Source organism: Streptomyces sp. NPDC036813 (genome assembly GCF_055609245.1).
This window is the reverse complement of sequence record NZ_JBVJPV010000011.1, coordinates 1-24,424: the sequence shown is the minus strand read 5'-3', so window position 1 is coordinate 24,424 and position 24,424 is coordinate 1. Positions and strand designations below refer to the sequence as shown.

Sequence of the window (24,424 nt, the reverse complement as noted above, 5' to 3'; positions counted from 1 at the left end):
TTTCCCTCGGCTCAGATCAGCCGCGCGGCCGGAGGCTCTCCTGCCGGGCTCGGTCGACCGCAGCAGCGGCCGCATCACCGGCCAGCCGCCCGATCTCCTCGGGTACCTCCCGCTCGTCGAGCACGAAGAGCCGGTCACCGACGAGGCGGGTAGTGGTCTTCCAGCCCAGACGACGACCCGCTTCCCGAGCGGCATGCCGGACGTCCTTGAGGTCACCCGGTTCGGCAAGATCGTCATGGCTCAGGACCAACTGCCCGTAGTAGCCCGCGTACTGCGGCTTCAAGGCGGCCCGCATCAGCGACTCAAGCCGGTCGATCAGCTTCTCGTATCGGCGCCTGGCCGGCTCACCTTGACGGGCATCCTGCACAGCTCCCCACCATCCGCGCGCACGGCATGTGTGCCATATGTGTGCTGCAAGCGCAGGGGCCCTCCCGTCCGCTGGACGGAAGGGCCCCTGACCTGGTGTTTCTCTGTGCCCCCGGCAGGATTCGAACCTGCGACACCCGCTTTAGGAGAGCGGTGCTCTATCCCCTGAGCTACGAAGGCGGCGCCGCCGGGAGCCCGGTCGGCTGATGACAGGGTAGCGGATGCGTCTGCTCGGGGGAGGGAGCAAGGTCGTCAGTCCGCCGGCAGGGGATCCGAGACGAACCAGCCCCGCTGGGGTACCGCGTACACCCAGCCCTCGTCGGCGAGCAGGCCGAGGCCCCGGCGTACCGTCGTTCGGGCGATCCCGTATCGCTGCACGAGCTGCGCTTCGCTCGGCAGCATCCGCCCCGGTTGCCAGTCGCCGCGTCGGATCTGTGCCCGCAGGATCTCCGCCGGCTGCCGGTACGGCGTGAGGGGTGCGCCGTGGTCGGTCTCAGCGTCAGGGCTCATGCGGACGGGTCCGGGGGCAGCGGGTCGGAGACGAAGGTGCCCAGGCCGACCTCGCCGCGTGTCCAGCCCTCTTCCCGTACGTGCCGCATGGCCTTCGCCGCCGTCGCGTTCACCACGCCGAACTCCTGGGCGATCTCCAGGGTGGACGGCACCCGGCTGCCCGGAGGGTAGGTGCCGTCCTTGATGCGCCGGATGATCTCCGCTGCGATCTGCCGCCAGAGCGGGCGTGTGCGATCAAGGTCCATGAACTTCAGCGTGGGGGACCATGGATTTCCGCGCATCCGTGGTTATCTGCGGTTATCCACGCTATCTTCTGGCGCAAACGCAGCAGCCCCGGCAGGAAGCGGCAACTTCCTCACCGGGGCCTCAGCCGACTGACCAGGAGTCGACCTATGCGCAGCCTACTGGCCGCCCTTCTCCACTTACTGCTGCCTCCGCGCGGGCTTCATCGGGCCGTCACGGCGGCACCGGAACGTCACCTGCCACCGTTCCCCACGCTGCTGCCCGCCGAGGTTGTCCTCGTCGACGCGCTGCCTCTCGTCCGGCCTTATGTCGTACTCGCCGAGCGGGAGCGGGATCGGGTCGAGCGTGAACAGCGGCGGGTTCGGCGGGAGCGGCGTCGCGCTGCCGTGCTCGCCACGCTCGGGCAGGACGCCCTCACCCGGGAGGTCGCCGTATGAGCGGGTGGCAGCGACCGCGGAGCATCGGGGTCGATCCCGGCACCGGCAAGGAGGCCTTCGTCGTCGCGGAGCCCGGGGGGTTTCTCGAGGGCATCGCCGATCGGTATGCCCTGGAGGCCGGCGCCGTGCTCGTCGCCGTCGTCGGGGCCGTACTGGACGAGGGGCGCGCCTGCGATGTCGAGCTTGCCGCCTTCGTGAGCCCGCTGCATGCCGCCCTCGAAGAGTGCGTCGGCATCATCGCGCGACGGGAGGGCCGGTAAACGGCCCTCACATAAGGGGGACCCGCGTGAAGCGGGACGCTGTGTGGTGGTCCTTTTCGATGCGGGACGCCGTCGTCCGCAGTTCCGGGAGGAGGGTTTCCACGCAGTCCTGCGGGGTGCGGCGGGCCGCGTGCGTGGCTGTCGTCAGGGACGCGATCACCTCACCCCCGGCGTCGTGGACCGGGACTGCCAACGTGCGCAGGCCCGCTTCCAGTTCCGCGTTCAGGAGGACGTAGGGGGCCGCCTTGCCGGTGGGGTGCAGGATGCGGCCCGCCGATGTCCGGGACGCGGGCAGGGCGGTGCCCAGGGGAATGTCCGCGCTCATGACCCTGTGGTGCGTCGCGCGCGCCATGTACCGGATCTGCTGCGGGGACTCCGTGCGGATCGCCAGGGCCGTCGATTCCTGGATGCGGGTCGTCAGGTCCCTCAGGTGGGGCTCCGCGATGTCCGCCAGCGTGGTGCGGGAGAGGGGCGGGAAGCCGAGGGACAGCACGCGCGGGGTCAGGGAGAACGTGCGGTCCTCCGCCGGCTCCACCAGGCCCAGGTACTCGTACGTGATCAGTGCCCTGCGTGCCGTCGCCCTCGCCAGGCCCGTCGCCTGAGCCACCTCGGTGAGGGTCAGGCTTCCTCTGCCCTCGCCGAACGCCGTCAGCACCGTCAGGCCCCGTGCCAGGGATTCGACGAAGGTGCGGCCCAGTTCGTTCTTCGACGCCGTCGTCCACGTTGCCAGGCCGGCGGGGGGTGGCGCGGGTTCCCCGGTGGGGCCCGTGGCCAGGGCCTTCTCCATCGTCCCTACCGCCCTGCGCAGGCGCGGGAGCAGGCTTGCCGCCAGGTCGTCCGCCGTGTGGCGGCTCGTGTGGCTCACCACGCTGGCCACGCAGGCGATGCGGCCGCTCCCCGGGTCCCGCACCGGCGCCGAGATCGCCACCAGGCCCGGCTCGATCAGCTGGTCGTCGAGGGACCAGCCGTCGCGCGCCGCCTGCCGGGCACGCTGGACGAACTCCTCGTCGGGGTACGGCCGTTCCCGCGGGGGCACGGCCGTGAAGGCGGCGTCGCGCGGGTCCGCCGCCCGGCGGTCGCGCCAGCGGCTCCAGTCGGCGTCCGTCCACTCGGTGGCGAAGAGCGGGCCGGGGGCCGTGCGCTCGGCCGGGAGCAGGTCGCCGATGCGGAAGCTCAGCGACATCGCGCGGCGGCGGGTCGCCTGGTGGATGAAGCGGATGCCGTCGCGGTCGGCGACCGCCAGCGACACCGACTCGTCCAGTTCGTCCGCCAGCGCGTCCGCACGCGCCGACAGCAGCGCCGGCAGGCGCAGGGCCGCCAGGTAGGCGTTGCCCAGTTCCATCACGCGAGGGGTCAGCATCACGTCGCGGCCGTCCAGGCGGACGTATCCCGTGCGGGCCAGGGTCGAGGTGATGCGGTCCACCGTGGAGCGGGCCAGGCCCGTGGTCCGCTCCAGCGCGCTCAGGCTGAGCGTGCCGCCCGCCTCCGTCAGCCGGTGCAGTACGGCGACACCGCGGATCAGCGGGGTGACGGACTCCTCCGGGGGCGGCGCGGTGGCCCCGGAGGTGGGGCGAGCGGCGTCGGGCGGGTGCATGGGCCGTACGGTCTCCGGGCTGGCGGGGGAGCGGGACGATCTCGCTCACACCGTATCCGGAGCGCCGGTGATCGGCCCCCGCCCGTCTGCCCCCCGCGCCGCGGGAAGCCTCAGCGCTTCGGCAACGTGTTCACGTAATGCGTCCCGCCCCCCGTCAGACCCCGTACCGTCTCTTGTACGTCCTTCGCCGGTACGGCCTTGCCGGACTGGTAGTACAGCCAGTCCACCTGCATGTCCCAGGAGCGCCGGCCCTTGAACGGCAGGTCGATGAACCAGGCGCTGAAGTTGATGGTCATCGGCTCGCGCGGGGAGTAGGCGCTGCCGTTGCCGAACATCGTCTCGTCGTCCAGGGAGTACGTCGTCCTGCCGTCCACCGCGGTGATCACCAGCGTGTGCCAGCCGCCGAGCTTCTTCGTACGGGAACGGGTCACCCGGTCGTTGCGCTCGCTGCTGCGCCAGCTGGTGGTGTCCATGGCGGGGCCGTACCGGTCCCAGCCGCCGTTGGGCATGTACTCGTAGTCCAGCTCGCTGTACTTCGGTGAGGCGTGGTCGGGCGAGATGGTGAAGAAGGACTGGGCGATGTGGTCGCCGTCCTTCCCGCTCGCCGGCTGGTCGCTCAGGCGGACCCGGGCGACCAGGGTGCCGGTGGTGAAGACCGGCCGGGTGGAGTGGATCTCCGACTGCCGGGTGCCCTTCTGGGTGCCGTCGGTCGAGGCCGTCAGGCGCAGCGCCTGGCCGTCCTCCCCGGAGGCCGCCGCCGGGAAGCTCACCGCGTCCGCCGACCAGCTGTCCTTGATGCCGGGGCCGCCCTCCCCGCCGCGGGCCTCCCAGCCGTTCGCGGCCAGCGCGGGATCGTGCGGGCCGGTGTAGTCGAAGTCGTCGAAGAGGACGCCCTCGGGCAGTGAGGCCCCGCCGGGCGGCGGCGCGGCGGCGGTCGTCGCCCGCGGCCCCGGCTCGCGGCCGTCCGGTTCCTCGCCCCACACCAGGGCGCCGCGCAGATAGCCGGTCACCAGGTCGGACGTCTCGTAGTGGGTGACCTCGGCCTGGAAGGAGCGGTCGTCGGACTGGTCCGCCTTCCGGCCGTCGGTGCGGTACAGCTGGAGGCCGATGGCCTGCGTCGACGCGCCCGGTGAGAGCGTCCCCGCGCCGGCGGTGAAGCCGATCTGGAGGTAGTGGTCGGCCCCCTTCGACGGGGTGGCCGCGGCGGCCGTCTTCTGGGTGATGTGAGAGCAACCGAGCGACGTCTGCACGCAGTTGGCCGCGTACGCCGCCTGCCCTTCGGCCGTGTACCAGTAGCGCAGTGTGACGTCGCTGAGGTCCACCGGACGGCCGGAGGAGTTGACGACTTCCAGCCATGGCTGTGCCACGCCGCTGGAGGCGGGGACGCCGGTGCGGTAGCGCACCGTCAGCGCGGTGTCCTCGTCGGCTCCGGAGCGCCACTTGGTGTAGCCCAGCACGCCGCCGGTGGCCAGCAGGCTCACGGCGAGGACCGACAGGACGGTGTTGCGGGCGCGGTGGGACTGCCGGCGGCGACTGCGGCTCACGACGGTGCTCCCTCGCCCGGCGCGGGTCTATGGGTGATCATCGCGGCATATCGTATGCGCGATTTCAACAAACCCACCAGGGTGGGTTTTTTTCGTAACCTCCCCTGTGCTTTCCCTCACAGGCCCTGCGTGGCTCCACGCCACCCAAGTGTCCGAATTGGAGTGCCTTTATCGCGCGTCCCCGACTTCTGTTGTTCATCTGCGACTCCCGTTGTTCATCCGTGCTTCATTCAGGATTCCGTTCCGGCACGTGGGGGCCGTGATTCCGTATGGGCCGTTCGGATCCGCGTGCGGTACTTTCCGATCACATTCACAGCATGGACACAACGCGGGGGGCGTTGTGTGGAAAACCCGGTGGGGGGATTCGCGAGTGTCCGCGACTACGGCGCGCAGCCGGCATCGAAGAGGCAGGCTCGTCCACGGCCAGGCGGCCGAGGTCCAGGCCAGCATGGTGTACGAGACCGTCGTCCTGGTGCCCGCGCGCAACGAGGAGGCCGGCGTCCTCACCTCGCTGGAGTCCCTGGCGGGGCAGAGCCGGCGGCCCGACCTCATCGTCGTGGTCGTCAACAACTCCACCGACCGCACCGAGGAATACGCGCGGACCTTCGCCGAGGACGAGCGCACCCCGCCCACGGTCGTGCTGACCCTGGACGACAACCCGCACAAGAAGGCGGGCGCCCTCAACTACGGTCTGCGCTGGCTGCGTGAGGCCGTCGGAGGGCGGCTGACCGGGCGGGTCGGGCACATCCTCGTGATGGACGCCGACACCGAACTGCACTCCCGCTTCATCGAGCGGGCCGGCAACGTCATCGCCTCCGACCCCGGACTCGGCGGCGTCAGCGCCGCCTGCCTCGGCCGCACCGACCTGTGGCGCAACCCCTGGCAGCGGTTCCTGCTCGGCATGCAGATCATCGAGTACGGCCGGGCCGCCAACGCGCGCTACCGCAGGGACGTCCACACCATGTCCGGGGCCGGCTCCTTCTACCGGGCCGAAGCCCTGCAGAACCTGATCGACTGGCGCGGCGAGGTCTTCTGGGAGGACCACCGCAACCTGGTCGAGGACTACGAGACCACGCTCGCGCTGAAGGAGTCCGGCTGGAAGGTGACGGCGAACCAGCTCTGCATCGCCTACACCGACCTCATGCCGACGCTGCGCGAGCTCATCCAGCAGCGCGAGCGGTGGAGCCGGGGAACCGTCGACACACTGCGCCGCCGCGGCTGGACGAAATTCACCTGGCACTCGATCAGCACGATGATCCTCGGCCTGCTCGGCATCGTGTACATCTTCGGATGGGGCGCCCCGCAGCTCGTCGCGCTGGCGAAGTACGGCTTTTATCATCACCCGCTGCTGTGGGCGCTGTTCGCGTTCTGGATCGTCTATCCCGCGCTGCGGGTGCGCAATCTCGGCTGGAAGGCGATGTTCGTGGAAGCCGTGCTGCTTCCCGAGCTCGTCTACACGGTCGTGCGGGCCTACTGGCTCCTTTCGTCCATCGTGAAGTCCTACGTCACGCGCGTGTCCGCCTGGAAATAGCGCGTCCTTCTGGAAGCGGGTCGGGAAAAAGAGATGAACACCCTCAGGGGTTTGGGGGTCTGCGTCGTGCTGGCCGGTATCGCCTATGCGGTGACCCAGGTCGCGACGCTGGACCAGATCGCTCTCGTGATCACCATCGGCGTCGTCACCGTCAGCCTCGCGACGTACGCGGCCTCCGTCCGGCGGCGCCGGCACGACCGGCGGGCGGCGCGGGGGCGGGTCAGGTCGCGGGCGGTGTCGTAGCCGCCGTCACGGGGCTTTGCAGCGGGGGTGGTTCGGCGTCCGTCACCCCAGGCCGCCGGTGGTTCCGCTTCCGCGTCACCGGAAGGCCGCCGACGGTTCTACTTCCGCGTCACCCGGACCACCACCCCGCCCTCCGCTTCGCCCTCGCCGTCCGGTTCCGTCACCGTGATGCGGATGCCGTGGTGGAGGTCCTCGAAGGTCTGGCCCGGGACGAAGGTGGCGTCGGACAGTTCGGCGTGGACGTTCGGGCTGCGGGTGCAACCGCCGCTGTCGCGCCGCGAGTCGTACACCTGCACCGGGCCCATGCCCGTGTCGACCCCGGCGTTGACGCGGTAGATCAGTACGCCCGGCCGGCACACCGCCTCGTCGTTGCCCTCCCGGGTGCGCAGCTCCAGCGCGTATCCGGTACGGGCGTCGAGCGGCACGAAGACCAGCTTGGGGCCGCCGGACCGGGCGAGCGGGGTGAGGGGGAACTCCGCCGTGCCGGGGGAGGCGGCGCAGCGGATCTGGGCGGCGTCCAGCCAGCCCAGCTTCCACTTGTGCCAGCCGAGCAGGTCGTTGTCGGCGCCCCAGTCCTCGCTCATGATGTCCCAGTGCCCGACCGCGCCTCCGCCGTCCGCGGTGTACAGATCGGGCAGCCCGAAGACATGGCCGTTCTCGTGCGGCAGGACCCGGTAGCCGGTGCGGGCGTAGGAGCCGGAGCCGTCGTCCTGGCGGGAGTAGACGAACGAGGCATTGGCGACCGGGACGCCGTCGGCGACGGGGGCCTCCGCGTTGCCGGCGAACGTCACCGACAGCACGGTGTCCAGGGCGGAGGGGCCCGCGTTCGGCGTGACCAGCACGTTGAGCAGGTCGTAGGCGCTGAAGTCGACCTGCGCGTCCGCGGTGGCCACGATGTCCTGGACCAGCGCGCGGTAGCCCGGGTCGAAGGGGGCGCCGCGCTCTATCCCGTACGCCTTGAACGGCTTCGGCATGTGCAGCCAGTCGGGGATCGGGGTGAACGGGCGGTAGTCCAGGCGGCCGTAGGAGCCGGTGCGGAACCATCGCTGGGTCTGGGGGAAGAACTCGTGGAAGCGGTCCATCGCCTTGCCCTGACCCCGTGCGTCCGGGAAGTCGATCATCAGGGTCAGCGCGCGCACGGTCCCCGTGGAGTGCGCGTAGCCGCCGGCGGTGGGCACCCCCTCGGACATCTGGACGGACGGGCCGCCGCTGATCATGCACGGGCCCAGCGCGGTGGAGCGGGACAGCGCCGCGACGGGGCCCGCACCGGCCGGGGAGGCGCCCGGGATCAGGTGCCCGCTGCCGGCGGAGGTGCTGACGGCGAGGGTCAGCAGCGTGACGGAGGCGAGGGCGGCCGTGCGGCGCGGGCGTATCCGGCGGTGCGTTCCCCTCCGGGGTCGCTGCGGCTGCATGCAGGGCCCTTCGCTCCAGGCAGCCGCCGACTCCCGGCTGCACCCATGCGATCACCCTCTGTCGCACGGGGGGCGCTCGCGCGCTGGAGCGGGCCGATCGGGGGGTGGGGTGGTGGGGCGGCGACTCCCCCGTTCGGCCTGTGACCCAGGTCACGGGAAAACTCTCCGGTGCCGGGAAATAACCGGGGACCGTCTCCCCGTTTAGTCAGGTGTTCGCGCGAAACGGGGACCGGCTCCCCGGATCCGTGAGCCACCCGGACACCAAGACAGTCACCAGGACAGACAGCCCGAGGAGTACGCCGTGACGATCACCGCAACCGCGCCGCGCAAGGTGCCCCGGCCCCGCGCCGACGCCCTGCGCAACCGCGAGCGCATCGTCACCGCCGCGCGGGAGATGTTCGTCGAGCACGGCCCCGACGTGCCTCTCGACGAGATCGCCCGCCGGGCCGGCGTCGGCAACGCCACGGTGTACCGCAACTTCCCCGACCGCGACGCCCTCGTCCGCGAGGTCGTCTGCTCCGTCATGGACCGTACGGCGCGGGCGGCCGAGGAGGCACTCGCCGAGACCGGGGACGCCTTCGAGGCACTCGAGCGCTTCGCGCACACGGCTGCCGACGAGCGGATCAGCGCGCTGTGCCCGATGGTCTCCACCACCTTCGACAAGAACCACCCCGACCTGGAGGCGGCACGGCAGCGGGCCGAGCACCTCATCGCGGAGATCATGGACCGCGCCAAGGCGGCCGGCCAGCTCCGCACCGACGTCGAGGTCGGCGATCTGGTGATCGCCGTCGCGCAGCTCAGCCGGCCCCCGGCCGGCACCGGTTGCGGCAGCCTCGACCGCTTCGTCCACCGCCATCTTCAGCTCTTCCTTGACGGGCTGCGGGCCCCGGCCCGCTCGACCCTGCCCGGTACGGCGGCGACCGTGGAGGACCTCCGCACCACCTGAGCCCGACATCTGAGCCCGACATCTGAGCGATTAGTTCCGCACCCGCCGGCCGTCCGCACAACGGACGGTGACCGCAACGGCCCCCGCCCGGGGCGAGCCGTTCTCTCAGCTACCGATTTTTCCGTTCACCGCACGCTTTTTCCGTCACGAAGTCCCGAAGTGGGTACCCCCATGTCCGAAACAGCCCTCAAGGCTCCCGGCGCCGTCCGCAGCAGCGGCGACGCCAACCGCTGGAAGGCGCTCGTGTTCATCGCGCTCGCCCAGCTGATGGTCGTCCTCGACGCCACCATCGTGAACATCGCCCTTCCCTCCGCCCAGACCGACCTCGGCATCTCCGACGGCAACCGGCAGTGGGTCGTCACCGCCTACGCCCTCGCCTTCGGCGGACTGCTGCTCTTCGGCGGCCGCATCGCCGACCTGTGGGGCCGCAAGCGCGCCTTCGTCCTCGGCCTCGGCGGTTTCGCCGCCGCGTCCGCGCTCGGCGGCGCAGCGACCACCGGCGCCATGATGTTCGGCGCCCGCGCGCTGCAGGGTGCCTTCGGCGCGCTGCTCGCGCCCGCCGCCCTGTCCCTGCTCGCGGTGATGTTCACCGACGCCAAGGAGCGCGCCAAGGCGTTCGGCATCTACGGCGCCATCGCCGGCGGTGGCGGCGCGGTCGGCCTGATCCTCGGCGGCTTCCTCACCGAGTACCTGGACTGGCGCTGGACGTTCTTCGTGAACATCCCGTTCGCCATCGTCGCCGCGCTGGGCGCCTACTTCGTCATCCGTGAGCCGGAGGGCGGCCGCAACCGCTCCCCGCTCGACATCCCCGGCGTGATCCTGTCCACCCTCGGCCTGGTCGCGCTGGTCTACGGCTTCACCCGCGCCGAGTCCGACGGCTGGAGCGACACCGTGACCGTGGCGATGTTCGTCATCTCCGCCGTCTCGCTGATCGCCTTCGCGCTCGTCGAGTCCCGGGTGAAGGCCCCGCTGCTGCCGCTGCGCGTGGTGACCGACCGCAACCGCGGCGGTATCTACCTCTCGCTCGGTCTCGCGATCATCGGCATGTTCGGCCTGTTCCTCTTCCTGACCTACTACCTGCAGGTCGTGAAGGGCTACTCGCCGGTCAAGACCGGCTTCGCGTTCCTGCCGATGGTGGCCGGCATGATCACCGGCTCCACCCAGATCGGCACCCGGCTGATGACCCGGATCCCGGCCCGCTTCCTGATGGGCCCCGGCTTCCTGGTCGCCGCGCTCGGCATGCTGGTGCTGACCCAGCTGAAGATCGACTCCTCGTACGGCACGCAGCTGCTGCCCGCGATGGTGCTGCTCGGCCTCGGCATGGGTACGGCGTTCATGCCGGCGATGTCCCTGGCCACCCAGGGTGTGCAGCCCCGGGACGCCGGTGTCGCCTCCGCGATGGTCAACACCTCGCAGCAGGTGGGCGGCGCGATCGGCACCGCCCTGCTGAACACCATCGCCGCGTCCGCGACCACGTCGTACGTCAAGGACCACATCGCGTCCGCCGCCGGCAAGCCGCAGCAGCAGCTGGTCGCGCTGCAGGGCATGGTGCACGGCTACAGCACCGCGATCTGGTTCGCCGTCGGCATCCTGGCGGCCGCCGCGCTGATCGCCTTCACCTTCGTCAACGCCGGCCGTCCGGGCTCCACCACGGTGGCCTCCGGCGACGGCGAGCGCATCGAGGACGAGGTGCCGGTGCCGGTGGTGGCCCACTGAGCGCGCGCGCGAATTAGCGGAGCCAGGGCAGGTCCGCACCCGCTTCGTTGGGCTGGAGGCCCTCGGCGACGATCTCCATGATCTCGCCGAGGGCCTTCTGCTGTGCCGGGCTGAGCCGCTCGAACAGCGCCTGGCGTACGGCGGCGACGTGGCCGGGCGCGGTGCGCTCGAGCACCTTCAGACCGTCGTCGGTGAGGACGGCGAACTGACCGCGCTTGTCGGAGGGGCAGTCCTCGCGGCGTACCCAGCCGTTCTTCTCCAGCCGTGCGATGGCGTGCGAGAGCCGGGAGCGGGTGATCTTCGCCTGCATCGCCAGCTCGGTCATCCGCAGCCGGCGGCGCGGGGCCTCGGCCAGGCCCACGAGCAGGCCGTAATAGATGTGCGGCATGCCCGCGTCGCGCTGCAGCTGCCGGTCGAGGTGGTCCTCGAGCAGGGTGGTGGCGTGCAGGTACGCGCGCCAGACGCGCTGTTCCTCCGTGGTGAGCCAGCGGGGCGGTTCCGCGGCGGGAGAGGAGGCGGAGGATGGGGGTGCCGTGGTCATGCCTCCACTGTACGGCGCCTGTTCTTGAAACTTAAACAAGTCGGGCGTACGCTGAGGAAAAGGAAAGCTTGAGAGTTAAAGCGAATGATCGCCTGAGCGGCGAATGACCGCGAAGCAGCGAGTGATCGCGTAAGCGAGGGGAAGTGCCGCCGATGTCCGCCGCCGCCCAGGAGCGCATGCCCGCCCTGTACCTCAGTCACGGCGCCCCGCCGCTCGCGGACGACCCCGTCTGGCCCGGCGAGCTGGCCGACTGGTCCGCGGGGCTGCCCCGGCCGAAGGCGATCCTCATGGTCTCCGCGCACTGGGAGGAGGCCCCGCTCGCCCTCGGCGCCACCACGACCGTGCCGCTCGTCTACGACTTCTGGGGCTTCCCCGAGCACTACTACCGCGTCCGCTACGACGCGCCGGGCGCCCCGGAGCTGGCCGAGAGCGTGCGCAAGCTGCTGCGCGCCCCCGGTATGCCGGTGCAGGACATCCCTGACCGGGGCCTGGACCACGGCGCGTACGTGCCGCTCGTCGAGATGTACCCGGGCGCCGACATCCCCGTCCTTCAGGTGTCCATGCCGACGCTGGACCCGGTGCGGCTGATGGAGATCGGCCGCCGGCTCGCGCCGCTGCGTGACGAAGGCGTGCTGATCGTCGGCTCCGGCTTCTTCACCCACAACCTGGCCGCGCTGCGGCACGCCGGAGGCACGCCGGCCTGGTCGGCTGAGTTCGACGACTGGGGGCGGCTGGCCCTGGAGGGCGGCGACGTGGACGCCCTGCTGGACTTCCTGCACCGCTCCCCGGCCGGCCGGCTCGCCCACCCCCGCACGGAGCACTTCGCCCCGCTGTTCGTGACCATGGGCGCGGCCGACGCCGCCGGTGAACTCGGTGACCAGAAGTCGGTGATCGACGGCTTCTGGATGGGCCTGGCCAAGCGCTCGGTCCAGTTCGGCTGAACCAGCCCTCGCCGGCCCGGCCCCGGGGCTCCCGCGGGCTCGGGGCCGCCCTCCCGGCCGACCGCCCCGCGGCCCCCCGGGCTCCCGCGGGTCCCCGGCCCCCGGCCGCCTGCCGGCTCGGCCCGGCCCGGGGCGCCACCGGCTCGTCCCCCGGTCCTCCGGATACGGCCCACCCCCCGGTCCTCCGGGTTCGGCCACCCCCCGGTCCTCCGGGTTCGGCCCGGCCCCCGGTCCTCCGGGTTCGGCCCGGCCCCGGCCCCCGCCCGCTGCCGCCGGTTCAGCCCGGCCTCGACCCCCCACCGGCTCGCCCCCCAGCCTCCCGGGTTCGGCCCGGCCCCCGGCCGCCCGCCGGCTTGCGGCGTCGGCATGGCCCCCCGGCTCGGCGCGGCCCGTCGGCTCGGCGCGGCCCCCCGCCCGGCCCGGCTCCGAGCCCCCACCGGCTCGCCCCCCGGCCGCCCGTCGCCTCGGCTCCGCCCCATGGGCCCCCGGCTCCGCCCCGCCCCCGCATAAAGGCCGGATGTGGTCCGCCCCTGAAAACCCTGTGAGTCCGGGCCGTCGGCAACCTTCGGCGGGTCTCGGTCGTCTTCCGGGGTGGGAGAGCGGGTGAGCAAGGCGCTCTCCCGGGGTAGGTGAGGGCGGTCGCGCCGCATGTGACGGGCGTCTCACCCGCGCAGGGAGCGGAGCGGTCCGCGAGGGGCGCGAGGGTGGCCTTCATCCCCGCCCTGACCTGCACCTCTCGGTGCTCGTCGGCACCGCACAGCGGCGTGCGGCCCGACAGGGTACTGCATGATCAGAAAAATCGGGGGTCGGGTTGGGAATTCTGTCCGGATTCCAGTCGTTGTTTCCATCGGATGCAGGGCACCCGAGGAGAGTCCGAGGAGTCCGGAGGAGGGTCCGGAAGACCTCGGCGGCGCCTCCCGCCGTGCCGAGTGTCCGACGGACCACCCGCTGACCCACCATCGCAAGGGAGCACGCATGGCAACCCGTGCCGTCGCCCGTCGTAAGTCCGCCAATGGCGAGACGGCCGACGCGGCAAGCAGTGTTCGCGCCACCGGCGACATCGCCGACCGCGATCTGGTCGGCATGTACCTCGACGAGATCGCGCGGACACCGCTGCTCGACGCCGCCAAGGAGGTCGAGCTGTCCCAGCAGATCGAGGCGGGTGTCTTCGCACGGCAGATCCTCGACGGGTACGAGGAGTCCCCGGCGGACGCGAGCCGTGAGGAGCTGGAGGCCCTGGTCGCCCAGGGAGAGCGGGCCAAGGACGTCTTCATCCGCTCCAACCTCCGGCTGGTCGTCGCCGTGGCCCGCCGCTACCCGCGCAGCGGCCTGCCCCTGCTGGACCTGATCCAGGAGGGCAACGCCGGTCTGGTGCGCGCCGTCGAGAAGTTCGACTACCGCAAGGGCTTCAAGTTCTCCACGTACGCCACGTGGTGGATCCGCCAGGCGATCACCCGCTCGATAGCGGACCAGTCGCGCACGATCCGGCTGCCCGTCCACCTGGTGGAGGAGCTGGGCCGCATCCGCCGTGTGCAGCGCGAGTTCAACCGTGAGCACGGCCGCGACCCTGAGCCCACGGAGATCGCCGCCGAGCTCGCCTCCACGCCGGAGCGCGTCATCGACGTACTGGACTGGGCCCGCGACCCCGTCTCGCTGAACATGGCGGTGGACGACGAGGGCGAGACCCAGTTCGGCGACCTGCTGGAGGACACCTCCGCGGTGAGCCCCGAGCAGTCGGTGCTCACGCTGCTGCGCAGCGAGGAGCTGGACGACCTGATCGGCCGCCTCGACCAGCGCACGGCGTCCATCATCAAGATGCGGTACGGCATCGAGGACGGCCGTGAGCGCACGCTGACCGAGGTCGGCAAGGAGCATGGCCTGACGCGCGAGCGGATCCGCCAGATCGAGAAGCACGCCCTGCTGGAGCTGAAGAAGCTGGCCCGCGACACGGGCTTCGACGCGGCGGCCTGACGCGGTCCCTGTGCGGCGTGTTCACGTCGGCCGGTGCGCGCGGGCGCGTGCGCCGGGTGGCGAAACACCGCGCAAACATGGCTCTGTTCCGCCGCTTCAACCCTCCGGGCCGGGGGAACAACACCTCAGGGCACGGGAGTTCGGATCCAGAGCCCGGAACTCCCGCCCTGGGCAAACCGTTTCAGCGGCCGGCCCACGAGCCAACCGAACCACGTCCCGACGCACATCCCCCCCGGCGCCGGGACTGCCCCCGAGCCGGACTTCGGCGCCCTCCCCCCCCCCGGGTGCCGGAGTCCGGCTCCTTTTGCGCCCCGAGGGAGCCACGCCCTGTGCGACGGCGAGGGCGCCGTGCGACGGGCCACGAGGGCAGTGCGGTGCGCCAGGAGGGCCGTGCGGTGCGCCACGGGAGAGTCGTGCGGTGCGCGACGAGAGCCACGAAAGGACGGGCCACCCCGTACCTGAACCACGGGGTGACCCGCCCGGACGGCAGATTCTGTCATACGGCCGATCACCGTCCGACCACGGGCCGTCACGCCCTCGCGGCCGTCACCGTGTCCGCGCCGCACGGCTCAGCCGCTCGCCCATCTCCCGTACCCCGTCCACCAGTTCCGCCGGTTCCCGCACCGTGAACTCGAAGCCCAGCATCGCCAGGCGGGCCGCCAGCCACTCCACCGGGCCGCTGCCCCGCCCGCGCAGCACGCATCCGCCGCCCTCGTCCGGCTCCGGCGCTCCGAGCCACCCCGGCAGCCGCGCCGCGACCGCGTCCGCCGGCTCGGCGAACGCGACGACATAGTCGTACGACTCCTGTCCGCGCTGCATCGAGCGCCGCAGGTACTCCGCCGCGCTGCCCTCCGGCAGCTCCCGCGGCACGAACCGCGCGCCCGTCGCGAACGGCTCGCTCACCCGGTCCACACGGAAGGTCCGCCAGTCCTCGCGCTCGAGGTCGTAGGCGACGAGGTACCACCGCCGTCCCGTCGACACCAGCCGGTACGGCTCGGTCAGCCGCCGTGACGGGGTGCCGTCGGCGGCTCGGTAGGCGAACCGCAGCCGCTCCCGCCCGGCCACCGTGGACGCCATCACGGTGAGCGTCTCGGGCGCGATGCTCGGCCCGTCCCCGCTGGTCAACGGCGTGGTCGCGGCCTGCAGCGTGGTCACCCGGTGGCGCAGCCGCGACGGCAGCACCTGCTCCAGCTTGGCCAGCGCGCGCACGGACGCCTCCTCCAGGCCCTCGACCGCGTGCCCGGCGCCGGCCCGCAGTCCCACCGCGATGGCCACCGCCTCCTCGTCGTCGAGCACGAGCGGTGGCAGGGCCTTGCCCGCGACGAGCCGGTAGCCGCCGTCCGCGCCCATGCTCGCCTGCACGGGATAGCCGAGTTCACGCAGCCGGTCGACGTCCCGGCGGATCGTGCGGCGTGAGACGCCGAGCCGCTCGGCGAGCTCGCCACCGGGCCATTCGCGAGGCGTCTGGAGGAGGGAGAGGAGCTGCAGGAGCCGGGCCGGCGTATCGGTCGTCATGCAGTCGAGGATGCCGCAGAATTAGGACACGATCTGACCTACTGGCGCTCTACCTTCGGTGCATGACCTCCACCGAGTCCGAAACGCACCTCACCGCACCACCCTCCGCCGGTGACCGTCGCCGCTGGTTCGCCCTGGCGATCGTGATGACGGCGGCCTTCATGGACCTCGTCGACGTGACGATCGTCAACATCGCGATCCCGTCCATCCAGCGGGACGCGGGCGCCTCGTTCAGCCAGATCCAGTGGATCACCGCCGGCTACGCGCTCGCCTTCGCGGCCGGTCTCATCACCGGCGGCCGGCTCGGTGACATCCACGGCCGCAAACGGGTCTTCCTGATCGGCATCGGCGGCTTCACGCTGGCCTCCGCCCTGTGCGGTTTCGCCACGAATCCGGAGATGCTCGTCGCCTCCCGCGTCCTCCAGGGCGGCATGGCGGCGCTGATGGTGCCCCAGGTGCTGTCGATCGTGCACGCCACCTTCCCGGCGCACGAACGCGGCAAGGTCTTCGGCCTGTTCGGCGCCATCATCGGTCTGGGCGCGGTGTCGGGCCCGCTGCTGGGTGCTCTGCTGACGGAGTGGAACCTCTTCGGTCTCGAATGGCGGCCCATCTTCCTGATCAACCTGCCGGTCGGACTGGCCGCCTGGTTCCTCGGCCGCCGTTTCATCACCGAATCGCGCGCCCCGCGCGCACTCAAGCTCGACCTGGTGGGTGTGGCCCTGGTGACGCTCGGCCTGCTGATGCTGCTCTACCCGCTCACCCGCGGCCGTGAGCTGGGCTGGCCGCTGTGGGGGTACGGCTCGATGGCCGGCGCGCTCGTCGTCTTCGGGGCCCTGGTCGGCTACGAGCGGCGCAAGGCGGCGCGGGACGGCTCCCCGCTGGTGGAGCTGTCGCTGTTCCGGATCAAGAGCTTCGCGGCCGGCATCGCCGTGCAGACGGTGTTCGGGATCGCGCTCGGTGTGTTCTTCCTGGTGTGGACGCTGTACATGCAGATGGGGCTGGGCTGGAGCCCGCTCAAGGCCGGTCTGACCGGTGTGCCGTTCTCGATCGCGGTGTCGCTGGCGGCGGGGCTGAGCGTGCAGAAGCTGGTCCCGCGGTTCGGGCGCGGGGTGCTCCAGGCGGGTGCGCTGATCATGGCGCTGGGCGTGCTGCTGTATCTCGCGGAGGCCGGGCACTACGGCCTGTCCATCGCCCCCTGGCAGATGGCGCTGCCGCTGGTGGTGATGGGCCTCGGCATGGGCCTGATCGTCGCGCCGCTGACCGACGCGGTGCTGTCCCAGGTGCCGCGCGAGCACGCCGGTTCGGCGTCCGGGCTGATCAACACCGTGCAGCAGATGGGCAACGCGCTGGGTCTCGGTCTTGTCTCGGTGGTCTTCTTCGGCGAGATCGGCGACCGGCTCGCCCAGGCCGAGGTGGGCCCGGCCTTCGTGCACGCGTTCCAGCACGCGCTGGGCTGGGTGGCGGCGGTGATGGCCGTGATCTTCCTGCTGATGTCCGCGCTGCCGAAGCGCCCGGCGCAGCACGTGGAGGGAGCGCCGGCGGACGAGCCTGCGGCGGGGGAGCAGGAGCGCGAGCTGGTGCACTGAGCAGCACCTGTCCAAGGGCCCGGCACCTGGGGTGTCGGGCCCTTGGCATGTCCGGGGGCCGGGGAGCGGGGCCCTCGCCGTTTCCGGGTCCCGGAGGGCAGTGCCCGTTGTCGTGTCCGGGATCTGGAGGGCGGGGCGCGCTTGTCGCGTCCGTGATCTGAGGCGTCTGCGCCTGGTCGTGCCCGATCCGTTTCCGATCATGCCTGTTCACTTCTGATTACGCCCGAACCTGTTTACTTTCCGGAAATGCGGGCGTAGCCTCGCAGCGAAACCACACGTTCGGGTATGAGTCGGAGGCGAACGGACATGTACGCACCGGAGCGGCAGCAGGAGATCCTCCGGCTCGCCCGGGACGGCGGCCGGGTGGACGTCGTGTCGCTCGCCGAGGAGTTCCAGGTGACGGCGGAGACCATCCGCCGTGACCTGAAGGCCCTGGACCGGGCCGGTCTGGTGCGCCGCGTGCACGGCGGGGCCATCCCCGTGGGGCGCCTCGACTTCGAGCCGGACCTCACCGAGCGCGAGTCCACCGCCGCCGACGAGAAGGACCGCGTCGCCAAGGCCGCCCTCGCCGAACTGCCCACCGAGGGCACGGTGATCCTCGACGCCGGCACGACGGTCGCCCGCCTGGCCGCAGCGCTGCCGCTGGAGTCCTCGCTCACCGTCGTCACGCACTCGCTGCCCATCGCGGCCCGCCTCGCCGACCACCCGGGCATCCAGCTCCATCTCGTCGGAGGGCGGGTACGGCACCGTACGCGTGCCGCCGTGGACGCCTGGGCGCTGCGGGCGTACGGCGAGATCCGCGCGGACGTGCTGTTCGTGGCCGCCAACGGCTTCTCCGCCGAGCACGGTCTGACCACCCCCGACCTCGCCGAGGCGGCGGTCAAGCGCGCGGCCGTCGCCGCCGCCCGTCGGGTGGTCCTGCTCGCCGACTCCTCCAAGCACGGCCAGGAGCACTTCGCCCGCTTCGGCGACCTGAGCGACGTGGACCTGCTGATCACCGACAGCGGGCTGAGCCCCGAAGACACCGCCGTCATCGAGCGCGGCGGCACGGAAGTAGTACGCGCATGATCCTCACCGTCACCCCCAACCCCTCCCTCGACCGCACCTACGAGGTCCAGGCGCTCAAGCGCGGCGATGTCATCCGCGCCGAGACCGAGCGCACGGACCCCGGCGGCAAGGGCGTGAACGTCTCCCGCGCGGTCGCGGCCGCCGGGCGGCGCACGGTCGCCGTACTCCCCCTGGGCGGTGCGCCGGGCTCGCTCGTCGCCGAGCTGCTCGACGCGCAGGGCATCGAGGTCGCGCCGGTCCCGATCGCCGGGGCCACCCGCTCCAACATCGCGCTCGCCGAGGCGGACGGCGTCCTCACGAAGATCAACGCGCCCGGTCCGTACCTGACCGCCGCCGAGCAGGAACTGCTGCTGGAGACCGTGCGCGAGGCCTCGCGCGGCGCCGACTGGATCGCCTGCTGCGGCAGCCTGCCGCGGGGACTCGCCCCGGCCTGGTACGCCGATGTCGTCAGCCGGGCGCACGCCGGGGGCGCGCGGATCGCCCTGGACACCTCGGGGCGCGCCCTGCTGGAGGCCCTGCGCGCCCGGCCCGACGTGGTGAAGCCCAACGCCGAGGAGCTCGCCGAAGCGGTCGGGCGCCCCCTCGCGACGGTGGGCGACGCGCTCAAGGCAGCGGAGGAACTGCGCGAGATGGGCGCGGGCGCGGTGCTCGCGAGCCTGGGTGCCGACGGACAGCTGCTGGTGGACGGCTCGGGCGCCTGGTTCGGCAGCGCCCGCGTGGACGCCGTACGCAGCAATGTGGGCGCCGGCGACTCCTCCCTGGCCGGCTTCCTCATCGCCGGCGGCAACGGCCCCGACGCCCTCGCCTCCGCGGTCGCCCACGGCGCCGCCGCCGTACAACTGCCCGGCAGTGTGATGCCGGCCCCGGCCGACCTGGACCCGGCGGCCGTGACGGTCACGGACCGGGTGCCGGTGGACCGCCCGCTTCAGGAGCCGGTGCCATGACAGCCCACGCCACCGCTGCCGTGCGGCGCGGCTCCTCCTTACTCCAGGTGACACCGGCCGCACGCACCCCCCTCTCCCCCCTCCCCACCCCCGTCCCCTTCCCGCCCATCCCACCGACCGGGCGATACGCGAGCTAAGGAGCCCGCGATGAGCGACATGATCACCGCGGAACTGGTCGATCTCGACCTGTCCGCCACGACCAAGGAAGCGGCGGCCCGGGCCCTCGCCGAGCGCATGGTGGCGTTGGGCCGGGTGACCGACCTGGACGGCTTCCTCGCCGACGTGGCCGCACGTGAGGCGCAGATGCCGACCGGCCTCGACGGCGGCATCGGCATCCCGCACTGCCGCAGCGCCCATGTCACCGAGCCGACGCTGGCCTTCGGGCGCAGCGCCGACGGGATCGACTTCGGCGCCGCGGACGGCCCGGCCGACCTGATCTTCCTGATCGCCGCGCCGGCCGGCGCCGACGACGCCCATCTGACGATCCTGTCGTCGCTGGCCCGGCAGCTGATGAACGCCGAGTTCACGGGCGCGCTGCGGTCGGTGGGCGGAGCGGGCACGGCGGCGGCGCTGATCCGCGGGGACCTCAACCCCGCGGACGCCGAGGCCGCGCAGGCCTCCCAGAACTCCGTGGCGGCGCCGGTGGCGGCCTCCGCCGGCACCGCCACGGACACCAGGACCCCGGACGCCGGCGAGCGCCCGTTCCGGATCGTCGCCGTGACCTCCTGCCCGACCGGCATCGCCCATACCTACATGGCCGCCGAGTCGCTGGAGAACGCGGGCCGTGAGGCGGGCGTCGAACTCACCGTCGAGACCCAGGGCTCGGCCGGCTTCACCCGGCTCGACCCGGCGGTGATCGCGGACGCGGACGGCGTGATCTTCGCCCACGACGTGCCGGTGCGCGACAAGGACCGCTTCGCGGGCAAGCCCACCGTCGACGTCGGCGTGAAGGCGGGCATCAACCGTCCGGCCGAGCTGATCGGCGAGGTCCGGGAGAAGGCGGCGCGCGGCGAGGTGAGTGCCGCGGCTCCCGCCTCGGGCTCCACCCCGGTCGAGCGCACCGGCGACACGGGCGAGGGTTACGGCACCAAGCTCCGCAAGTGGCTGATGTCCGGCGTCAGTTACATGGTGCCGTTCGTCGCCGCGGGCGGTCTGCTCATCGCGCTCGGCTTCGCGATCGGCGGCTACAAGATCAACAAGGCGCCGTCGGTGATGGACCACTTCATCTGGACCCAGGCCGACAGCTGGGGCGCCCTGCTGTTCCAGATCGGCGGTGTGGCCTTCGGCTTCCTCGTCCCGGTCCTCGCCGGGTACATCGCCTACGGCATGGCGGACCGGCCCGGCCTGGTGCCCGGGTTCGTCGGCGGCGCGATCTCCCTCACCATCAACGCGGGCTTCCTCGGCGGCCTGGCCGCGGGTCTGATCGCCGGCGGGGTGGTGATGGGCATCCAGAAGGTGCGGATCCCGGCAGCCCTGCGCGGCATCATGCCGGTGGTGGTGATCCCGCTGATCTCCGCGGCGATCGTCGGGTTCCTGATGTTCGTCGTGATCGGCAAACCCATCGCCTCGGCCCAGAAGGGCATGACGGACTGGCTGAACAGCCTCACCGGCACCAACGCTGTCCTGCTCGGAGCGCTGCTCGGCCTGATGATGTGCTTCGACCTCGGCGGTCCGGTCAACAAGGTCGCCTACACCTTCGCCACCGCCGGTATCGCCGTCGCGAGCCCCAGCGACTCCGCGATGAAGATCATGGCAGCGGTGATGGCCGCCGGCATGGTCCCGCCGCTGGCGATGGCCCTGGCCACGACCGTGCGCGGCAAGCTCTTCACCCAGACCGAGCGGGAGAACGGCAAGGCCGCCTGGGTCCTCGGCATCTCCTTCATCTCCGAGGGCGCCATCCCGTTCGCGGCGGCCGACCCGCTGCGGGTCATCCCCTCCGCCATGGTCGGCGGTGCGATCACCGGCTCCCTGTCGATGGCGTTCGACGCGACCCTGCGCGCTCCGCACGGCGGCATCTTCGTCGTCCCGCTGATCGGCAACCCGCTGCTCTACCTGGTCGCCATCGCCGCGGGCGTCTGCGTCAGCACCGCCCTGGTCATCGTCCTCAAGGGGCTGCGCAAGCCGGCCCCCGGCACCCCGGAGGCGGGGACGGGCGGGAGCACGGCGACCACGGGCGCCAAGCAGCCGGTGGCGGCGTAAGAAGGAGACGCCCATATATCCCTTTCAGGCGCTGTGAGTTGTTCACGGCGCCTGTCAGGTTAGAGAACACAATGCGAGATGCGTCACGGTCCGGGGTCAAAGTCCCGGACCGTGGTGTTCACTGGAACGCATGCCCGAGCCTTCCTCGATCCTCCAGGCGGCAGGGATGGCCGTCCTCGCTCTGGCCGGCATCGCCTGGCTGATCGGCATCACCCGCATGCTGCGCCGCTTCCGCCAAGAGGCGATCATCCGGAACTTCGCCCCGGACGTCGCCCTGTCCGCCCTCCCGGGCCCGCGCGAGACCGGCCCCCACCTGGAAGCCGTGGAACTCACCCCGGCGGAACGGGACGCCTTCGCCAGCCTGGCGCGCCGCTTCCGCGACGCCGGCTGAAGGGCTCCCCGCTACGGGGAGACCCGCTCGGCGCGCCGCTCCATCGCATCCCGGGCCGCCTCCTCGCTCGTGTACACCTCGCACATGTGCCGCCCGTCCGGGGTCGCCGTGTGCTCCACCTCCCACAGGGCCACCTCGCGGCCGTCGCGCAGCAGGAAGGCGTGCTCGTAGAGCGAGAAGCACAGTCCGATACGGCCCGCCCGGCACGGACGGCCGAACGCCTGCGTGATCCGGTGCCCCTGCGCCGTGGCCAACAGGGCCGCGACCTCCCCGTCCGGGCGGTCGGCGTTCTCCGCACGGCGCAGCAGCCGGCGCGCGTGGTCGGCCGAGCCGTCGGTGAGGTACACCTGCCGCGGCCGGGGAACGGGGGCGGGGTGCGCCGGCACCGGCAGCTCGAACTCCGTCCCGTCCGGCGGCAGCGGCAGCCGGGCCGTGGCCGCGCGCAGCTCCTCCTCGTCGACGTACACCTCGTGCTGCGGGTCGCTGCCCGGGGCCGTGTTGTGGACCAGCTCCCACAGAGTGAGCGCCTGGCCGTCGGCGAGGAGCCAGGTGTGCCGGTACGTCTCCCGGTGCAGCCCCGCGCTGTGGTGCGCGGAGTGCAGCGAGCCGTCGTAGGCCAGCGCGCAGTCCAGTCGCCCTATCACGTCGTCGGGCAGCTCGAAGGAGTTCAGGGCGCGGCCGAGAATCCGCGCAAGGTGGTCCTCCGGCGACGCAGGTGGTTCGTACGCCGCGGTCTCGTACGGAACGCTCAAGGTGTCTCCCGGCGCTTGCTGCATGTCACCCAGTGGGTGCATACCGTAGCCCCTCGGTCGGACATCGTGTCCAGGAACCGAGAAAACGTGTGCCCGGAAAACGCACGGGCCGTGCGGGAAGTTCCCACACGGCCCGGCGGAGCGTCAACGCCCCCTAACCACAGGGCGCTTGCCGCATCACACGGCACTCCCGGCGACCCACTCGCTCCAGCCCATGTTCCAGCCGTTGAGCCCGTTGTCGGGGGAGACCGTCTTGTCCGGCGAGTTCTTGACGATCACCACGTCACCGATCAGCGAGTGGTCGTAGAACCACTTCGCCGGGGTGTCCCCCTGCGCGCCCCGCTCGTCGGCCAGGCCGACGCAGCCGTGGCTGGTCCCCTGGCTGCCGAAGGGCGGATTGCCCTTGTTGTACCAGTAGTTGCCGTGGATGAACGTCCCCGACTGCGTCAGCCGCATCGCGTGCGGCACGTCCGGGATGTCGTACTCGCCGCCCAGCCCGACCGTCTGGCTGTTCATCCGGGTCTGCGTGAACTTCTCGGAGATCACCATCGCGCCGTTGTACGTGGTGTGCTGCGGGCTGCCCGAGGAGATCGGGATGGTCTTCACGGTCTGACCGTCCCGCACGACCGTCATGGTCTGCGTGTTGACGTCCACGGTGGAGACCTGAGACCGGCCGACGGTGAAGGTGACGACCTTCTTCTGCACCCCGAAGACCCCGTTGGCCCCCTGGACCCCATCGAGGTCGATCTTCATGGTGACCTTGGAGCCGGCCTTCCAGTAGTCCTGGGGCCGGAAGTCCAGGCGCTGCTCGCCGAACCAGTGGCCGACCACCTGCTGGCCGCTGCTGGAGGTGACCGTGATGTGCGACTGCACGGCCTTCTTGTCGCCGATCGCCTTGTCGAAGGTGAACGACACGGGCATCCCGACGCCGACGGTCGTGCCGTTGTCCGGCGAGTACGTCCCGATGAAGCTGTTCGACGACGAGACGGTGGTGAAGATGGAGTTCGCGGCCGCCGTACGGCCGCCGGAGTCCTTCGCCGTCGCGGAGATCTGGTACTTCGTGCCGCGTTCCAGCTGCTCTTTGGGCTTCCAGGTGCTGCCGTCGGCGGATATCTCACCGGCCACGGTCTGCCCGGTGCCGGCCACCGTCATCTTCACATCCGTCAGCTTGCCGTCGCTGACCTTCACTCCGGTGCTGTTGATCGAGGCGCCGGTCGAACCGTCCTTGGCCGAGATGGCGATCTTCGCGACGGAGGTCTTGGTGTCGCCGCCACCGCCGCCGCCCTTGTCGTCGTTGGTCGCGCTGGCGTTCCCGCCGCACGCGGTGAGGGTCAGGGCGCCGACCATCAGGGCGGCACAGGCCCCCAGTACGCGCCGCGCTGCTGTGTCCGGCGTTGTCACGGGCTGCTCCCAATTTTCGTCGATCACTCCAAGGCGTGAAGAAAGAGCGATCAAACGACTGCTCCGGTTCCCACGTGACAGAACTGCGACAATTCCCTGTCGGAGGCAGGGACATTGGGCGACTGATCCGGGGTGCACGGGTACCGCCCGGACGGACTGCCCGCAGCTGAGCTGGTCGAGCCGCGCGCCATGGCGTCGGTGCAGTCGCCGTCGGCGGTGAGGGGCCGGGGTGGGGGGTGTCCGCCCGCAGCGTCCGGCACCGGGCAACAGCACCGGCGTCGGAAGCGGGCGGCCGGACCGAGGACGGACACCC

23 protein-coding genes and 1 tRNA gene are annotated in these 24,424 nt (G+C 71.6%); 13 read left to right on the top strand and 11 right to left on the bottom strand.

Going from position 1 to position 24,424, the window contains the following annotated elements; all coding sequences use genetic code 11:
• Positions 1-16: 16 nt before the first annotated feature.
• The 4 genes from ACZ67Q_RS22615 to ACZ67Q_RS22600 all read right to left on the bottom strand — a co-directional run bounded on the left by ACZ67Q_RS22615 (position 17) and on the right by ACZ67Q_RS22600 (position 1,121).
• Positions 17-367 (bottom strand): hypothetical protein, encoded by a 351-nt coding sequence (locus ACZ67Q_RS22615; RefSeq protein WP_471184928.1) that lies wholly within the window; start codon positions 365-367, stop codon positions 17-19.
• 106 nt (positions 368-473) lie between these two features.
• Positions 474-546, bottom strand: a tRNA-Arg gene (locus ACZ67Q_RS22610).
• A gap of 72 nt (positions 547-618) precedes the next feature.
• Entirely contained in the window at positions 619-876 is a 258-nt protein-coding gene (locus ACZ67Q_RS22605) for a GntR family transcriptional regulator (protein WP_471184925.1), read from the bottom strand.
• A complete protein-coding gene (locus ACZ67Q_RS22600; protein WP_471184923.1) occupies positions 873-1,121 on the bottom strand; it encodes a GntR family transcriptional regulator in 249 nt (82 codons plus the stop codon). Before ACZ67Q_RS22600 ends, ACZ67Q_RS22605 begins: the two co-directional genes overlap by 4 nt.
• A gap of 147 nt (positions 1,122-1,268) precedes the next feature.
• Between ACZ67Q_RS22600 and ACZ67Q_RS22595 the strand changes: the two genes are divergently transcribed.
• Both ACZ67Q_RS22595 and ACZ67Q_RS22590 read left to right on the top strand, forming a co-directional pair.
• Positions 1,269-1,556: a hypothetical protein gene (locus ACZ67Q_RS22595; protein ID WP_471184920.1), complete on the top strand. Its 288-nt coding sequence runs from the start codon at positions 1,269-1,271 to the stop codon at positions 1,554-1,556.
• Positions 1,553-1,816 carry a hypothetical protein gene (locus ACZ67Q_RS22590; protein ID WP_471184918.1) on the top strand — a complete coding sequence of 88 codons (264 nt, stop codon included), beginning with the start codon at positions 1,553-1,555 and terminating at the stop codon, positions 1,814-1,816. The genes ACZ67Q_RS22595 and ACZ67Q_RS22590 overlap by 4 nt, the downstream gene beginning before the upstream one ends.
• Positions 1,817-1,823: 7 nt before the next feature.
• Here the strand turns inward: ACZ67Q_RS22590 and ACZ67Q_RS22585 are convergent, their stop codons facing one another.
• Together ACZ67Q_RS22585 and ACZ67Q_RS22580 are read right to left on the bottom strand one after the other, a co-directional pair.
• The gene (locus ACZ67Q_RS22585) at positions 1,824-3,410 is read right to left on the bottom strand and encodes an IclR family transcriptional regulator domain-containing protein (protein WP_471184916.1); all 1,587 of its coding nucleotides are present in this window, start codon (positions 3,408-3,410) and stop codon (positions 1,824-1,826) included.
• A 110-nt stretch (positions 3,411-3,520) separates the two neighbouring features.
• Positions 3,521-4,954 (bottom strand): cellulose binding domain-containing protein, encoded by a 1,434-nt coding sequence (locus tag ACZ67Q_RS22580; RefSeq protein ID WP_471184914.1) that lies wholly within the window; start codon positions 4,952-4,954, stop codon positions 3,521-3,523.
• Positions 4,955-5,324: 370 nt separating this feature from the next.
• Between ACZ67Q_RS22580 and ACZ67Q_RS22575 the strand changes: the two genes are divergently transcribed.
• Together ACZ67Q_RS22575 and ACZ67Q_RS22570 are read left to right on the top strand one after the other, a co-directional pair.
• Positions 5,325-6,485 carry a glycosyltransferase family 2 protein gene (locus ACZ67Q_RS22575; RefSeq protein WP_471184912.1) on the top strand — a complete coding sequence of 387 codons (1,161 nt, stop codon included), beginning with the start codon at positions 5,325-5,327 and terminating at the stop codon, positions 6,483-6,485.
• A gap of 33 nt (positions 6,486-6,518) precedes the next feature.
• Positions 6,519-6,728, top strand: a complete 210-nt coding sequence (locus ACZ67Q_RS22570) for a hypothetical protein (RefSeq protein WP_471184909.1) — start codon at positions 6,519-6,521, stop codon at positions 6,726-6,728.
• Between the two features lie 98 nt (positions 6,729-6,826).
• Here the strand turns inward: ACZ67Q_RS22570 and ACZ67Q_RS22565 are convergent, their stop codons facing one another.
• Positions 6,827-8,140 carry a M6 family metalloprotease domain-containing protein gene (locus ACZ67Q_RS22565; RefSeq protein WP_471184907.1) on the bottom strand — a complete coding sequence of 438 codons (1,314 nt, stop codon included), beginning with the start codon at positions 8,138-8,140 and terminating at the stop codon, positions 6,827-6,829.
• Between the two features lie 301 nt (positions 8,141-8,441).
• Between ACZ67Q_RS22565 and ACZ67Q_RS22560 the strand changes: the two genes are divergently transcribed.
• Both ACZ67Q_RS22560 and ACZ67Q_RS22555 read left to right on the top strand, forming a co-directional pair.
• The gene (locus ACZ67Q_RS22560; RefSeq protein ID WP_471184905.1) at positions 8,442-9,086 is read left to right on the top strand and encodes a TetR/AcrR family transcriptional regulator; all 645 of its coding nucleotides are present in this window, start codon (positions 8,442-8,444) and stop codon (positions 9,084-9,086) included.
• Between the two features lie 171 nt (positions 9,087-9,257).
• Complete coding sequence (locus ACZ67Q_RS22555) at positions 9,258-10,802, top strand: MFS transporter (protein WP_471184902.1); 1,545 nt, start codon at positions 9,258-9,260, stop codon at positions 10,800-10,802.
• A 13-nt stretch (positions 10,803-10,815) separates the two neighbouring features.
• Here ACZ67Q_RS22555 and ACZ67Q_RS22550 read toward each other — a convergent pair whose 3' ends face one another.
• On the bottom strand, positions 10,816-11,343 hold the full coding sequence (locus ACZ67Q_RS22550) for a MarR family winged helix-turn-helix transcriptional regulator (RefSeq protein ID WP_471184900.1): 528 nt from the start codon (positions 11,341-11,343) through the stop codon (positions 10,816-10,818).
• A gap of 152 nt (positions 11,344-11,495) precedes the next feature.
• Here ACZ67Q_RS22550 and ACZ67Q_RS22545 point away from each other — a divergent pair, with 152 nt between their 5' ends.
• Both ACZ67Q_RS22545 and ACZ67Q_RS22540 read left to right on the top strand, forming a co-directional pair.
• Positions 11,496-12,284: a dioxygenase family protein gene (locus ACZ67Q_RS22545; protein WP_471184898.1), complete on the top strand. Its 789-nt coding sequence runs from the start codon at positions 11,496-11,498 to the stop codon at positions 12,282-12,284.
• 975 nt (positions 12,285-13,259) lie between these two features.
• On the top strand, positions 13,260-14,255 hold the full coding sequence (locus tag ACZ67Q_RS22540; RefSeq protein ID WP_471184895.1) for a sigma-70 family RNA polymerase sigma factor: 996 nt from the start codon (positions 13,260-13,262) through the stop codon (positions 14,253-14,255).
• A gap of 546 nt (positions 14,256-14,801) precedes the next feature.
• Here the strand turns inward: ACZ67Q_RS22540 and ACZ67Q_RS22535 are convergent.
• The gene (locus tag ACZ67Q_RS22535; RefSeq protein ID WP_471184892.1) at positions 14,802-15,770 is read right to left on the bottom strand and encodes a helix-turn-helix transcriptional regulator; all 969 of its coding nucleotides are present in this window, start codon (positions 15,768-15,770) and stop codon (positions 14,802-14,804) included.
• A 62-nt stretch (positions 15,771-15,832) separates the two neighbouring features.
• Between ACZ67Q_RS22535 and ACZ67Q_RS22530 the strand changes: the two genes are divergently transcribed.
• From ACZ67Q_RS22530 to ACZ67Q_RS22510, 5 genes are all read left to right on the top strand, one after another.
• The gene (locus ACZ67Q_RS22530) at positions 15,833-17,356 is read left to right on the top strand and encodes an MFS transporter (protein WP_471184890.1); all 1,524 of its coding nucleotides are present in this window, start codon (positions 15,833-15,835) and stop codon (positions 17,354-17,356) included.
• Between the two features lie 306 nt (positions 17,357-17,662).
• Positions 17,663-18,424, top strand: coding sequence for a DeoR/GlpR family DNA-binding transcription regulator (locus ACZ67Q_RS22525; protein ID WP_361628191.1), 762 nt, complete (start codon positions 17,663-17,665; stop codon positions 18,422-18,424).
• Entirely contained in the window at positions 18,421-19,368 is a 948-nt protein-coding gene (gene pfkB, locus ACZ67Q_RS22520) for a 1-phosphofructokinase (RefSeq protein ID WP_471184887.1), read from the top strand. The genes ACZ67Q_RS22525 and pfkB overlap by 4 nt, the downstream gene beginning before the upstream one ends.
• Before the next feature lie 147 nt (positions 19,369-19,515).
• Entirely contained in the window at positions 19,516-21,567 is a 2,052-nt protein-coding gene (locus ACZ67Q_RS22515; RefSeq protein WP_471184885.1) for a PTS fructose transporter subunit IIABC, read from the top strand.
• A 130-nt stretch (positions 21,568-21,697) separates the two neighbouring features.
• Positions 21,698-21,958, top strand: coding sequence for a hypothetical protein (locus ACZ67Q_RS22510; RefSeq protein WP_471184882.1), 261 nt, complete (start codon positions 21,698-21,700; stop codon positions 21,956-21,958).
• Between the two features lie 11 nt (positions 21,959-21,969).
• Here the strand turns inward: ACZ67Q_RS22510 and ACZ67Q_RS22505 are convergent, their stop codons facing one another.
• The gene (locus ACZ67Q_RS22505) at positions 21,970-22,710 is read right to left on the bottom strand and encodes a DUF6227 family protein (protein ID WP_471184880.1); all 741 of its coding nucleotides are present in this window, start codon (positions 22,708-22,710) and stop codon (positions 21,970-21,972) included.
• A 177-nt stretch (positions 22,711-22,887) separates the two neighbouring features.
• On the bottom strand, positions 22,888-24,111 hold the full coding sequence (locus ACZ67Q_RS22500) for a L,D-transpeptidase (RefSeq protein ID WP_471184877.1): 1,224 nt from the start codon (positions 24,109-24,111) through the stop codon (positions 22,888-22,890).
• Positions 24,112-24,424: the final 313 nt, after the last annotated feature.

Excerpts from the sequence above, each read along its gene's own strand:
- ACZ67Q_RS22605 (WP_471184925.1), bottom strand. The coding sequence starts at position 876 with ATGAGCCCTGACGCTGAGACCGACCACGGCGCACCCCTCACGCCGTAC.
- ACZ67Q_RS22600 (WP_471184923.1), bottom strand. The coding sequence starts at position 1,121 with ATGGACCTTGATCGCACACGCCCGCTCTGGCGGCAGATCGCAGCGGAG.
- ACZ67Q_RS22595 (WP_471184920.1), top strand. The coding sequence starts at position 1,269 with ATGCGCAGCCTACTGGCCGCCCTTCTCCACTTACTGCTGCCTCCGCGC.
- ACZ67Q_RS22590 (WP_471184918.1), top strand. The coding sequence starts at position 1,553 with ATGAGCGGGTGGCAGCGACCGCGGAGCATCGGGGTCGATCCCGGCACC.
- ACZ67Q_RS22585 (WP_471184916.1), bottom strand. The coding sequence starts at position 3,410 with ATGCACCCGCCCGACGCCGCTCGCCCCACCTCCGGGGCCACCGCGCCG.
- ACZ67Q_RS22570 (WP_471184909.1), top strand. The coding sequence starts at position 6,519 with ATGAACACCCTCAGGGGTTTGGGGGTCTGCGTCGTGCTGGCCGGTATC.
- ACZ67Q_RS22565 (WP_471184907.1), bottom strand. The coding sequence starts at position 8,140 with ATGCAGCCGCAGCGACCCCGGAGGGGAACGCACCGCCGGATACGCCCG.
- ACZ67Q_RS22555 (WP_471184902.1), top strand. The coding sequence starts at position 9,258 with ATGTCCGAAACAGCCCTCAAGGCTCCCGGCGCCGTCCGCAGCAGCGGC.
- ACZ67Q_RS22550 (WP_471184900.1), bottom strand. The coding sequence starts at position 11,343 with ATGACCACGGCACCCCCATCCTCCGCCTCCTCTCCCGCCGCGGAACCG.
- ACZ67Q_RS22545 (WP_471184898.1), top strand. The coding sequence starts at position 11,496 with ATGTCCGCCGCCGCCCAGGAGCGCATGCCCGCCCTGTACCTCAGTCAC.
- ACZ67Q_RS22540 (WP_471184895.1), top strand. The coding sequence starts at position 13,260 with ATGGCAACCCGTGCCGTCGCCCGTCGTAAGTCCGCCAATGGCGAGACG.
- ACZ67Q_RS22535 (WP_471184892.1), bottom strand. The coding sequence starts at position 15,770 with ATGACGACCGATACGCCGGCCCGGCTCCTGCAGCTCCTCTCCCTCCTC.
- ACZ67Q_RS22530 (WP_471184890.1), top strand. The coding sequence starts at position 15,833 with ATGACCTCCACCGAGTCCGAAACGCACCTCACCGCACCACCCTCCGCC.
- ACZ67Q_RS22525 (WP_361628191.1), top strand. The coding sequence starts at position 17,663 with ATGTACGCACCGGAGCGGCAGCAGGAGATCCTCCGGCTCGCCCGGGAC.
- pfkB (WP_471184887.1), top strand. The coding sequence starts at position 18,421 with ATGATCCTCACCGTCACCCCCAACCCCTCCCTCGACCGCACCTACGAG.
- ACZ67Q_RS22515 (WP_471184885.1), top strand. The coding sequence starts at position 19,516 with ATGAGCGACATGATCACCGCGGAACTGGTCGATCTCGACCTGTCCGCC.
- ACZ67Q_RS22510 (WP_471184882.1), top strand. The coding sequence starts at position 21,698 with ATGCCCGAGCCTTCCTCGATCCTCCAGGCGGCAGGGATGGCCGTCCTC.